Raw genomic sequence first — 12,007 nt, forward strand, 5'->3', positions numbered from 1 at the left:
ATATCCTAAATACTCTAAACGTACTCATTCTGTTGAGTTTAAAAAGTCAGGTTGGAAACTTAATCGAAATTCCAAGAGAATAACTTTCACTGACGGAAAAAACATTGGGGAGTTAAAACTAATTGGTAGTCGAGACTTGTTTTATTTTCAAGAATGGCAAATTCAACGGATAAGAATAGTTAAAAGGGCTGATGGATATTATTGCCAGTTAATGCTAAAACTCGATGCTAGAGATATAACCCCACAATCAGAATCGACGGGTCATTGCCTAGGATTAGATATGGGGTTAAAATATCTTTATGCTGACAGCAACGGGAATACAGTAGAGCCTCCTAAGTATTATCGAAAAGCCGAGAAGCGTCTTAATAAACTGAATAGAAGAAAGTCGAAAAAGTTTAAGAGAGGACAAAAGCAGTCTAATAACTACAAAAAAGCTAGTCAAAAATACGCCAAGGGACATTTAAAAGTAAGTAGGCAACGAGAAGAGTTTGCTAAAAAATTGGCACTCCGTTTAATTCAGTCAAACGACTTGATAGCACAGGTCGATTTAAAAGTCAAGAACCTTGTGCGTAATCGAAAACTAGCTAAGAGTATCAATGATGCTGGTTGGTCACAATTGAGAAAATGGATTGAGTATTTTGGCATTAAATACGGCAGATTAACTATTGCAGTTAATCCCGCCTATACCAGTCAAGAATGCCTTAATTGTGGTCGGTTAATCCAAAAGTCTCTATCAGTTAGAACTCATGTTTGTTCCTGCGGATATGTGGAAGATAGAGACAAAATGGCGGCATTGAATATACTCAAAAAAGCTACGATAGGGCATATCGGAAGCTGGTCGTCAGACCTAAACGCTTGGGGAGATTTAAGCTCTATCTTGGTTGGTAGCAATACCTGTCAAGACAACTTGAGTCAGTGAACCAAGAATCCCTCGCATAAGCGCGATGGGAGTGTCAATAATCCCCAACCCCTGAAATTAACCTTAAGTGGGTGGGTGGAATTAAATAGAAGATGAACGTAGGTTGGGTTGAAGCATGAAACCCAACACCCGCTCATGTTACGCTACCGCTAACCCATCCGACAAATAATTGTGCCTCCCTACTTAACTTGATTAATTCTGCATCTACATTTATGAAAAGGCGAGATTTTATCTTATCGGCGGGGACAAGTTTCTTAACCGTGACAGTAAGCTCAGTTTTGGCGGAAACTAAACCCAAACCAACTAACCCCACTCCCGCTCAAAAACCCGATGATTCCCTCTTAGTTCAATGGTTGGGTCATAGTTGCTTTTTATTCACCGGAGGAGGACAAAGAGTCCTAGTTAATCCTTTCCGGGCCATTGGTTGTACGGCGGGTTTTCCTTTGCCAAAAGTAGAAGCAGATATCGTTTTAATTAGTAGTCAACTGTGGGATGAAGGGGCTGCCGAGGGTTTACCCGGTAATCCGAAAATTTTGTTTGAGCCGGGGGCCTACGATCTGGGTAAATTAAAATTCCAGGGTATTAGTATCGCCCATGATCGCATGGGAGGGCAACGTTTCGGCATGAATGTGGCCTGGCGTTGGACCCAAGCAGGGATTAGTATTGTCCATTTAGGGGGGGCAGCAGCCCCGCTCGAATTAGAACAAAGAATTCTGCTGGGTTCGCCGGATTTAGCTTTTATTCCCGTGGGAGGTGGTCCAAAAAATTATAATCCCCAAGAGGCAAAACAGGCGATCGAAGTTTTACAACCGCGAATAGCTGTCCCGACGCAATACTTCACCAGTGCCGCCGATAAAAATGCCTGTGAATTGGTGTCTGTAGATGAGTTTCTCAAGTTAGTCAAGGATAAAAATATCCGTTTAATCGGGGACAATAAATTACGGATTCGTGCCGCCGATTTACCGAAAAAAGGGACGCTCATTCGCGTGTTTGACTACCGCAATCTGTTAGAGAAATCCTAACTTTTAGGAGCCATTGACCTAGGCCTGCTTTAGAGCATCTCCTAGTTCTCTAAAAATTGCTTTAACAATCTTATTAAAAATGTTTTTGCTGAAAGAATCTCGCTCTTTTTTTAGACAGGGATGGACAATTGCAGTTTTACTAATTGCCCTGCTTGTTTCCCTGCCAATTTTATCGGTGGCCAGTAGTTTATTAACTAATTCCAGTCAAGTCTGGCAACATCTGATCGAAACTGTTCTCTGGGATTATCTAGTTAATTCTTTTTGGTTAATGGGTGGGGTGGGTAGCGGTGTTTTAATCATCGGTGTTGGCACCGCTTGGTTAATAACGATGTGTCAATTTCCCGGTCGTCAACAATTTCAATGGTTATTATTACTACCCCTTGCCGCTCCTGCCTATCTCTTGGCCTATACTTATACCAATATGATGGACTATTTTGGTCCGGTGCAGACCTTCTTAAGAAGCGTTTTCGGTTGGAATAGTGTCGAAGATTATTGGTTTCCTAATATCCGTTCTCTTTGGGGGGGGATTCTGATGTTAATACTGGTGCTTTATCCCTACGTTTATCTGTTAGCAAGGGTCGGTTTTTTAGAACAATCTGTCTGCACAGTGGAAGCAAGTCGCTCGTTGGGATGTAACCCTTGGCGCAGTTTTTTTACCGTCGCTTTACCCCTAACAAGACCGGCAATTATGGCAGGATTAGCCCTAGCTTTAATGGAAACTTTGAATGATTTTGGTACGGTGCAGTATTTCGGTATTAATGCTTTTACTACGGGAATTTATAATACTTGGTTCGGTATGGGTGATCGCATAGCAGCGGGACAATTATCCACAGTTTTAATGGTATTTATCCTCGTTTTAGTTTTCCTTGAACAATCCTCCCGTCGTCAAGCTCGTTACTATGAAATGACCAATCGTTTCCAGTCACCGACTAAGTACGAACTAGGATTTGTTCGCAGTTTTTTGGCAATGATCTCCTGTTTTGTGCTGGTATTTCTTGGGTTTATTGCCCCTGCTTTTTATCTAGCTTATCTAGCCTTTAATCATGCCCAAGAAACTTTTAATAATGACTTTTTTAGTTTGTCACTAAACAGTTTTTTTCTGGCTAGTTTAAGCGCAATTATTGCGGTAGTTTTAGCTTTAATTCTCGCCTACGGGGAAAGACTTAATCCGAATAAAACTCTTAAGGGTTCTGTGCGGATTGCGGCCGCTGGTTATGCTATCCCCGGCATTGTTATCGCCGTGGGGGTTTTAATTCCTCTCGGCCAATTAGATAACTTTTTCAATCAAGGATTAAATATCAATTTAATTCTGAGCGGCACGATTTTCTGTCTGATTTTTGCCTATATTGTCCGCTTTTTAGCCGTAGCTTTTTCCACGTTAGAATCGAGTTTAAGTAAAATTAAACCTAGTTTAGATGATGCTTCCCGCAGCCTTGGCTATGGCACCAGTGCCACTTTAATTAAAGTGCATATTCCTCTTTTGTCGGGGGGATTATTGACGGCGGCTATGTTAGTTTTTGTCGATGTGATGAAGGAATTACCCGCTACTTTGGTGTTAAGACCTTTTAATTTTGATACCCTAGCGGTGCGCGTTTATCAATACGCCAGTGATGAACGTTTAGTGGAAGCGGCGGCCCCGGCCCTGGCCATTGTCTTAGTGGGATTAATTCCGGTAATTTTTTTAAGTTGGCAAATTTCCCGACGGGCGATCGATTAAAGTGGTGGTCGATTCCTAGACAAGTTGGCGATCGGCCAGCAGCTTAGTTCTATTTAGGGTTTGCGGCAAAAAGTTTGTTGGTGGGGTTAGGAGACAGGAGACAGGAGACAGGAGATTATTTTATTTATTCTCCCCACACCCCACACCCCACACCCCACACCCTGCCTCCACGAAAAACTTTGTCGGTAAATCCTAGTTCTATAGTCTAGTACAAAATAATGTTACAGTTCTTGACAAGACTACTAGAGAGGGGGGGTGTCAGTGATAGGATTCCCTAAAACCCCTTTTCTTTATTTGTGTAGAGAGAACAAAATCCTATGACAGAACTTTCTGGAAAAGCTCCTAAGTTCGGTGGCAGCACGGGCGGTTTACTCGCCAAAGCCGATCTGGAAGAAAAGTACGCCATCACCTGGACAAGCAGCAAAGAACAAGTCTTTGAAATGCCCACCGGTGGCGCCGCTATCATGAACGAAGGCGAAAATCTCCTCTATTTGGCCCGCAAAGAACACGCGCTCGCTCTTGGTACCCAATTCCGGACGAAATTTAAGCCCAAAATCGAAGATTACAAAATCTATCGGATTTATCCCAGTGGTGAAGTGCAGTATCTCCACCCTGCTGATGGTGTCTTCCCCGAAAAAGTTAACGCTGGTCGTGAATTTTTCGGCAAAAAAGACCGCAATATCGGCAAAAACCCCGAACCAGCGACAATTAAGTTCTCTGGTGTCACTCCCTACGAAGCATAAATAAACCCTAAAATCGAGAGTGGGGAGTTAGATTTAGAAGCTATTTAGCCCCAAGATTTGACTTCCGACTCTCGATTTCTCTGATCGCAATCGGCTACAAGTGTTGTGCTATCCGTTTCCTGAACCATCAAAATATGATCTTCCCCGACTTCGATCGCTTTCGTGAACTGGCTGGCCAAGGTAACTTTATTCCTGTCTATCAAGAATGGGTCGCTGACCTAGAAACACCCGTTTCGGCCTGGTATAAAGTTTGTGCCGATCAAGCCTACAATTTTTTATTAGAGTCGGTGGAAGGGGGCGAAACCTTGGGACGCTACAGCTTTTTAGGCGGCGATCCCGTCTGGGTATTGGAAGCGCGGGGAAACACCACCACCCAAACTTTTCGCAATGGTTCTCAAGAGATTTTTTCGGGGGATCCTTTCGAGATTTTAACTCAATGTTTAGCCCCGATCGTGCCGGTTAAATTGCCGCAATTACCCGCAGGAATAGGGGGTTTATTTGGTTTTTGGGGTTATGAATTAATTAATTGGATTGAACCGCGAGTGCCTATTTATCCCGCTACGGATGCGGATCTACCGGATGGTATTTGGATGCAGGTGGATAATCTGATTATTTTCGATCAAGTTAAACGGAAAATCTGGGCGATCGCTTATGCCGATATCCGGGGTAATAATCCCGATTTAGCAGCCGCTTATCAAGCGGCTTGCGATCGAGTGACACAGTTAGTTCTGAAGTTACGATTACCCCTACCAACTAATGCCAAAACCCTAGAATTATTACCAGTTGGTCAGGGAAAAGAATTAGTTTATGAAAGCAATACAACTCAGGAAAAATTCTGTCAAAATGTCCTAAAAGCCAAGGATTATATCAAAGCGGGGGATATTTTTCAGGTGGTTATTTCCCAGCGTTTAAATGCCAATTATCATGGTCATCCCTTCGATTTATATCGTTCCTTGCGTCTGATTAATCCTTCTCCCTACATGGCTTTTTATAACTTTAAGGATTGGCAAATTATTGGCTCTAGTCCTGAAGTGATGGTTAAGGCAGAACGGGACGAATTAGGTAAAATAAGAGCCACTGTCAGACCAATTGCTGGCACCCGTCGCCGGGGACAAAACTTCGGTGAAGATCAAGCTTTAGCAATAGATTTATTGCAAGATCCCAAAGAAATTGCCGAGCATATTATGTTAGTGGATTTGGGTAGAAATGATCTAGGCCGGGTGTGCGATCGAGGTACGGTCAAAGTGGATGAATTAATGATAATTGAACGTTATTCCCACGTTATGCACATTGTTAGTAATGTGGTGGGGGATTTAGCAACCAATAAAAGTGCTTGGGATTTATTAAAAGCTTGTTTTCCGGCGGGAACTGTCAGTGGGGCCCCGAAAATTCGCGCTATGGAAATTATTCATGAATTAGAACCCTGTCGTCGTGGTCCCTATTCAGGGGTTTATGGTTACTACGATTTCGAGGGACAGTTAAATAGTGCCATCACAATCCGCACTATGATTGTTCGTCCCCAAGGTAATCAAAATTATCTGGTTTCTGTGCAAGCGGGAGCGGGGTTAGTAGCCGATTCTGAGCCGGAGAAGGAGTATGAAGAAACCCTCAACAAAGCCAGGGGTTTATTGGAGGCAATTCGCTGTTTAAGTTAGATTTTTTAGACCGGGATCATCCTTCTCTATTTAACCTCATTACCAGGAACGATCGGAGCCTTGAATAACTTCATGGGTTGGTGGTACTCTCTGGGGGGGTACGAGGAAAAATACTTAATCGGTAGCTCTGGGGGAAACTCTGGTGCTGACAGAGTAGTCAACTTTATCCCTATTTCCATTAGTCACAGTAGTCATCTCTACCTCAGCGTTGGCATTCAAAATCACTTGACCACCACCCGCGCGAATACAGGCATAAAAACCGTCCACAGTATCTGCGGGGATTCGGGTAAAACCCGTAGGACAATTGGGGTTATTAGCAGCCGCTGCTAACATATCGGTGACGGGGGAAGGTATCCAAGAATCAATATCTTCGGGGGTGATGTAGTTGCCATTTTCGTCCAAGTTTGGACCATAGCGCCACAAGACTAGACCGGTCAAGCTATCTCCAGTCTGACTGTTTTGGGTATAGTAAACGATCTGTTCACTGAGCGGAGCCTGACCGGGATTGTTGGGGTCGGAAATTTGGAAAGCTAGAACTGCTCGCGCTCCTGTGGGTACTTTAGTACTCGTGATCGCATCTTCAGAATCAGCGATAATTCTTGCTCGTCTCAGGTCATCTGAAACAAACTCTAGAGTCCGATTAAGATTATTTTGGATTTCAGTACCGGCATTAGCTCGATAGTTACTTCTGAGCAGGTTAGTTAAGCCAATTCCCGCCACCGAGATGGCAATCAGCATCATCAAACTTGCCAGTAAAACTTCTGTAACCGAAAAACCAGCTTGTCGAACTGGTTGGTGAGCTTGTCGAACCAACCGAGCGGATTTTTTTTGTAAACGGCCTAGGTGATTGATGTACCCTAAATAAAAACGCATAGCTTTAACCCGTGCCAATTTCTCTGTTCTGTACCCCCCTAAATATTTGGTATTTATTGCAGTCACAGAGGTTTTATTCAACTATCGGTCAATCAACTCAAAAGGTGTTTTCGGAAACCACTGAAAACTTACTACCACCTACTGCCTTCAAAATTTCCCTAGAAAACTCCCGATCAAAAATTTCTTGACCTAACTAACTTCACCACTAACCACATCATAGCCTAAAAAATCCCATAGATAGTGATTGAAGTATGGCCAGAGAGCTGATTTTGTTCACAGCTATTATGGGAGTAAGTGGTTTTACAGCTAATTCCGTACATTTGTATTAGTATAATTGTTGACCCTCAAGGAGATAAGAGGGCCCAAGGACTGGTTACAATCAAGGATAGGTAATTTTTCGATCGATGTCATCTAAATAATCATGCGTCTCTTACACACCATGCTCCGGGTCAATAACTTGCAGGAATCTCTACAATTTTACTGCGATGTGCTAGGAATGAAGTTATTGCGCCAGAAAGACTATCCCAATGGTCAATTTACCCTCGCTTTCGTCGGTTATGGCGATGAGGCTAATCATGCTGTCATCGAACTGACCTATAATTGGGGAGTCGATCGCTATGAGGTCGGTAATGCTTACGGTCATATTGCCCTAGGCGTGGATGATATCTATAGCACCTGTGAGAAAATTCAATCTCTTGGTGGCAATGTCACCCGGGAACCAGGCCCGATGAAACACGGTTCTACGGTGATTGCTTTCGTGGAAGATCCTAATGGCTACAAGATCGAGTTAATTCAACTAGGAACCCAGGGTGCTGCCGTGACTACGGCTTAATCAAAAACTTATGTCTGTTGAAATTGAACGGAAATTTCTGGTTAAAGGGGATGACTGGCGATTGCTTGCGACTGGGAAGTTGTATCGTCAGGGATATATTCCTACCCAAGATGGATTGACAACTGTGCGGGTTCGTGTGGTTGGAGAGCGGGGTTATTTAACCATTAAAGGCAAGACTGAGGGCATTAGTCGCCAAGAATTCGAGTATGTAATTCCCCTAGAAGATGCGGCGCTCATGTTAGAAAACCTCTGTAAAAAACCTTTAATTGAAAAGATTCGTCATCGCATTTGTCTGGATAATTTAACTTGGGAAGTTGATGAATTTTTGGGAGATAATCAAGGTTTGATTATGGCTGAAATTGAGTTAGAACAAGAGGATCAAGTCATTACTATTCCCGATTGGATCGGGGAAGAAGTCACGGGAGATGAGCGATACTACAATATCAATTTACAGAAATTTCCCTATAAAATGTGGTGATTGTAGTATTAATTTACTCCCAGTTTAACTCTGGGTAGATAGGGCTTTTTCTGCTTCGTTTAGCTTATTCGTTACCCGTCGGAGAACGCCATTAATAAAACGATAACCTTCATCATCAGAATAACGTTTGGCTAATTCGATCGCCTCATTAATTGCTACTTTTTGAGGTATATCGAGATAGAGCATTTCTGCCACGGCAATTTGCAGGATATCCCGATCGATTCTCGGTAAACGATGCAGTTGCCAATCCACTAAAGCGCCAGTTAATTCCTGTTCGATTTCCCCACGACGACGATAGACTGTACCGATTAATTCTAGGGCATATTCCCGCACTTCATACTGACTAGATAACTGGACAATTTCGGGAAAATCTATCACGGTTCCTAAACGATTAATGGCATTGTGGGTAAGAGAAATTGCCTCTTTTACCATAGTTTGGGCGCTTTTTAGATTTGTTGCCTTAGTATCACTAGCGAGAATCCGTTCATTACCACGACTAATTTCAGCAGCGGCAGTTTCTAAGGTTTCTTGAATTTCTAGGGTTAAGGTTCTAACTGCGACTAAAATTAAATCGTTTAAAGTTTGCTGTTCCAGGTTTTCAGGATTGCCTTTAATCTGACTTAAACTCAAAAGGGCAAGTTCTCGAGCAATGCGACGGGGTTGTTGACGGGGAGGCATAGAAGTTTAGAAGGAGAGGAAAGAAAATTATACAACTTTATCGATCGCTATTCGGTTGGGTTAATTTTTCTCGGCGATCAATTTTTGACTAACTTCTATTTTAGCATAAAAGCCGCCAAAGATTTAACTTTTCAAGTTTTAATTAGACAAAAGACAATATCTATCTTGAATCTCCCCTAATTTAGTCTCAGCTTCTTGAGCATTAATAGCTAATTGAGCAAACTCTAGAAAGCGTTTTAATTCCTTGCGTAATAAATTCCTTTCTACTTCCCAGGTTTCTCGATCTAAGGTGGGTGGCATAACAATCATATCAAATAAAGTGGCCTGTTTTTTATCGGGATGGGGGCGCAATATTCGCCCGCGACGCTGAATAAATTGTCGAGGATTACCACTACTAGCCAGAATGACTGCGTTTTGAATTGATGGTAGATCTACTCCCTCATCTAAACATCTAATTGCCACTAATCCTTGCAGATAACCCTCCTCAAATTGTTGGCGAATTTTTTCTCGTTCTTCTAGGGAAGTTTCTGCGGTGTAGGTAGCAACTCGATAACCTAATTGATTGCCTAATAAATGAGTAACTGCCTCTACCTGACGACGATAATTAGCCGTATAATTTTCTACATAACCATCCCCACAATAAAATAAAGTATGATCCGTATCTAAACGCTCTTGCATCAATTGTTGTAAAGCCTGTAATTTATTACTCGCTGAACCAATTAATCGCGATCTTTGCATTAGCAATGCTGTTAAATTTTCATTGCCATTTAAATTACTATTTTTCTGCAAAGTCCAGCCAATTTTCTGGGTCAATTTTGCGTATAATAAAGCCTCATTATCGGTTAATTCAACCAAGACTGGATGATAAAAATAATTAACTAAAGCACCTTTGCTAATAGCATCAGCTAGGGTAAATTCTGGTTGTAGAATTTGTCCAAAATAATCAAGAATAGCGTCGGTTCCTTCCTCATCAAAATATCTTTCAGGAGTGGCAGATAAAGCCAATCTTAGACCTAAAGAACGGGGTAATAATTCTTCTAATCGGGGGGAACCTAAATTATGGGCTTCATCACCAACAATTAAAGTTTTATCGGGAAAAAATTTGATTTGTGATTGAAACCCCTCGCTAATAAAAGTTGAGTTAGTAGTTAAAATAGTGACAAATTTTTGATTACCCGCTTGCACATTATATAATTCTGTCGATAGTTGACTTTGCCATGTGTGGACACTTTCGTAGGCTAAAATCGGTTTAAGATTAAATTTTTCCGCTTCTCGTTGCCATTGATTGACTAGGTGACGATAGGGACAAATTACTAATAATACCTGCAGTTCTATCGCTTCGTAAAGTTCCATGGCAATAGCTAAAGCAGTAATGGTTTTACCGCTGCCGGTGGCCATTTTTAAAGTTCCTCGTCCCCGATTACGAAACCAACTGATAATCGCTGTATTTTGGTAGTCTCTCAACTCTAAATTGGGAGGAATTCTAGGAATACCAGAAGGATTGACTCGATAGAATCCTCGCAATTCAGCAACTTGCTTGATTTTGTGGGAACTGAGAAAATCCCTAGTTATTTTTTCCCAATCTATCCAGCAACTATTCATAAAACCTCTTGTAAAAATCAAAAATTGTTGTTAGGGTTAGTAGTCGGTCGTCAGGAGATTGTTTTTATTTATAGCGTTTCCTGTTCGCAAGAGGTTTATAATACTAAATCCTGTTTAAAAGGTATAGGATGGTGGGAAGTGGGAGAAACAATCCATAGCTTGGCAGTTTATCACAGTATTATAAATAGTTTTGGTATAAGTTTAAAAATAGCAGAAAGTCAAAAACCTAAAAACTAAAGGTTGCTCCCTATACAATTGGGATGGTCTTTTTAGTCCATCCCACAGCTATCAAACCACTTTTAACTTTTATCCTAGAAACCTAGGCAATGATTAGAATAATTTACCTGGTCGCTACTTCTTCTTTTTGGGGAGTATTTTGCCGAAGTTTTTCTTGATCTTGGCGACGTTTTTTAGCATAAAGTTGGATTGTCACTGCCATTAATACCACTAAAGCTACAATTAACCAAGTGGTCAAATCGAGGGGTAATTGATTCTTAAATACAGCCAAAAGGACAATAACTACCAATAACAGGGTTGGTGCTTCATTTAAAGCCCGAAATTGCTGTCCCGTCCAATTACATTCCCCTTTTTCTAGCTTCTTCATGATGCGACCACAGTAGAAATGATAGAGCAGTAAAAGAGCCACAAAGGATAATTTAATATGTAACCATCCCGATTTTAAAATTTCTGGTTCTGTGGAGATTAAACCGATCGCCATGGCCACGGTGACAATCATCCCCGGTGTGGTAATGATATTGTAGAGTCGCTTCTCCATGATCTCGTATTGTGCTTTCAGAATAGCTTGTGCGGGTTCCGTTTGTGTTGCTGCCTCCGCATGATAGACAAACAAACGTACTAAATAAAATAGTCCCGCAAACCAAACAACTACCCCAATCAGGTGAAATGCTTTAAACCAATAGTAAGCCATAGTCTATATTGTGATGTGAGTCCCGAATTAATTAGTCTAAGAGTTATCCATGCTTTCCCAGACCATCCCTATACAAAAGTTTAGACGGAAAATGGGGATTGGGGAGCAGGGAGAAGGGAGAGGGGTGTAGGGTGTGGGGTGTGGGGAGCTTTTTCAGTAAACAATAAACTAAAAACTCACATCTGATAACTGATAACTGATAACTGATAACTGATAACTGTCTCCTAACCCAATGTTGGACAAAGATAAGCAAAAATTATTTATTGACTCCACAAACTTGAGAATATTTAAATTAACATTCCGCAATATTTACAAATTCTTAAAAATTAATTGAGAAAGATTTTTATTTAACAACGATGTTATGCTGGTTACAGCGATTTTACTGAATTTCATAATGGGTTTTTCTGTGCTTTTTTGGGCAGCAACGGTTGAAACCCTTGCCACACCTAGAAGGTGATCCTAATTAAGACAGGTAAATGAGTCAATTTCACCCACAACGATGATCTTTTTTTTGTGTAGTTTTATTGCAAAAAAAAAGTTTTTTTGACAAAAAGCACAAA

11 protein-coding genes are annotated in these 12,007 nt (G+C 41.5%); 7 read left to right on the forward strand and 4 right to left on the reverse strand.

What is annotated here, in order from left to right; all coding sequences use genetic code 11:
- The 5 genes from PN470_RS12425 to trpE all read left to right on the forward strand — a co-directional run.
- A partial coding sequence (locus tag PN470_RS12425; protein ID WP_272104609.1) for an RNA-guided endonuclease InsQ/TnpB family protein occupies positions 1-919 on the forward strand: 919 nt, incomplete at its 5' end.
- 212 nt (positions 920-1,131) lie between these two features.
- Positions 1,132-1,941, forward strand: a complete 810-nt coding sequence (locus tag PN470_RS12430; protein WP_272104610.1) for an MBL fold metallo-hydrolase — start codon at positions 1,132-1,134, stop codon at positions 1,939-1,941.
- 79 nt (positions 1,942-2,020) lie between these two features.
- Complete coding sequence (locus PN470_RS12435; RefSeq protein ID WP_272104611.1) at positions 2,021-3,658, forward strand: ABC transporter permease; 1,638 nt, start codon at positions 2,021-2,023, stop codon at positions 3,656-3,658.
- A 317-nt stretch (positions 3,659-3,975) separates the two neighbouring features.
- Positions 3,976-4,401, forward strand: coding sequence for a photosystem I reaction center subunit II PsaD (locus PN470_RS12440; protein ID WP_002740397.1), 426 nt, complete (start codon positions 3,976-3,978; stop codon positions 4,399-4,401).
- A gap of 134 nt (positions 4,402-4,535) precedes the next feature.
- Entirely contained in the window at positions 4,536-6,056 is a 1,521-nt protein-coding gene (gene trpE / locus PN470_RS12445; RefSeq protein ID WP_002738459.1) for an anthranilate synthase component I, read from the forward strand.
- Positions 6,057-6,170: 114 nt separating this feature from the next.
- On the opposite strand, the gene PN470_RS12450 is transcribed toward trpE, so the two are convergent.
- Positions 6,171-6,929 carry a PulJ/GspJ family protein gene (locus PN470_RS12450; RefSeq protein ID WP_103113111.1) on the reverse strand — a complete coding sequence of 253 codons (759 nt, stop codon included), beginning with the start codon at positions 6,927-6,929 and terminating at the stop codon, positions 6,171-6,173.
- Positions 6,930-7,350: 421 nt separating this feature from the next.
- Between PN470_RS12450 and gloA the strand changes: the two genes are divergently transcribed.
- The gene (gloA, locus tag PN470_RS12455; protein WP_002738911.1) at positions 7,351-7,761 is read left to right on the forward strand and encodes a lactoylglutathione lyase; all 411 of its coding nucleotides are present in this window, start codon (positions 7,351-7,353) and stop codon (positions 7,759-7,761) included.
- Between the two features lie 10 nt (positions 7,762-7,771).
- A complete protein-coding gene (locus tag PN470_RS12460) occupies positions 7,772-8,239 on the forward strand; it encodes a CYTH domain-containing protein (protein WP_103113112.1) in 468 nt (155 codons plus the stop codon).
- A 24-nt stretch (positions 8,240-8,263) separates the two neighbouring features.
- Here PN470_RS12460 and nusB read toward each other — a convergent pair whose 3' ends face one another.
- From nusB to hemJ, 3 genes are all read right to left on the reverse strand, one after another.
- Positions 8,264-8,917 carry a transcription antitermination factor NusB gene (gene nusB, locus PN470_RS12465; protein WP_002778380.1) on the reverse strand — a complete coding sequence of 218 codons (654 nt, stop codon included), beginning with the start codon at positions 8,915-8,917 and terminating at the stop codon, positions 8,264-8,266.
- 138 nt (positions 8,918-9,055) lie between these two features.
- Complete coding sequence (locus PN470_RS12470; RefSeq protein ID WP_271939489.1) at positions 9,056-10,519, reverse strand: DNA phosphorothioation system restriction enzyme; 1,464 nt, start codon at positions 10,517-10,519, stop codon at positions 9,056-9,058.
- Positions 10,520-10,859: 340 nt separating this feature from the next.
- Positions 10,860-11,447, reverse strand: a complete 588-nt coding sequence (gene hemJ, locus PN470_RS12475; RefSeq protein ID WP_002739167.1) for a protoporphyrinogen oxidase HemJ — start codon at positions 11,445-11,447, stop codon at positions 10,860-10,862.
- Positions 11,448-12,007: the final 560 nt, after the last annotated feature.

The organism is Microcystis sp. CS-574, assembly GCF_028329095.1.
GTDB lineage: Bacteria > Cyanobacteriota > Cyanobacteriia > Cyanobacteriales > Microcystaceae > Microcystis > Microcystis ichthyoblabe_A.

Excerpts from the sequence above, each read along its gene's own strand:
- nusB (WP_002778380.1), bottom strand. The coding sequence starts at position 8,917 with ATGCCTCCCCGTCAACAACCCCGTCGCATTGCTCGAGAACTTGCCCTT.
- PN470_RS12430 (WP_272104610.1), top strand. The coding sequence starts at position 1,132 with ATGAAAAGGCGAGATTTTATCTTATCGGCGGGGACAAGTTTCTTAACC.
- PN470_RS12470 (WP_271939489.1), bottom strand. The coding sequence starts at position 10,519 with ATGAATAGTTGCTGGATAGATTGGGAAAAAATAACTAGGGATTTTCTC.
- PN470_RS12435 (WP_272104611.1), top strand. The coding sequence starts at position 2,021 with ATGTTTTTGCTGAAAGAATCTCGCTCTTTTTTTAGACAGGGATGGACA.
- trpE (WP_002738459.1), top strand. The coding sequence starts at position 4,536 with ATGATCTTCCCCGACTTCGATCGCTTTCGTGAACTGGCTGGCCAAGGT.
- gloA (WP_002738911.1), top strand. The coding sequence starts at position 7,351 with ATGCGTCTCTTACACACCATGCTCCGGGTCAATAACTTGCAGGAATCT.
- hemJ (WP_002739167.1), bottom strand. The coding sequence starts at position 11,447 with ATGGCTTACTATTGGTTTAAAGCATTTCACCTGATTGGGGTAGTTGTT.
- PN470_RS12450 (WP_103113111.1), bottom strand. The coding sequence starts at position 6,929 with ATGCGTTTTTATTTAGGGTACATCAATCACCTAGGCCGTTTACAAAAA.
- PN470_RS12440 (WP_002740397.1), top strand. The coding sequence starts at position 3,976 with ATGACAGAACTTTCTGGAAAAGCTCCTAAGTTCGGTGGCAGCACGGGC.
- PN470_RS12460 (WP_103113112.1), top strand. The coding sequence starts at position 7,772 with ATGTCTGTTGAAATTGAACGGAAATTTCTGGTTAAAGGGGATGACTGG.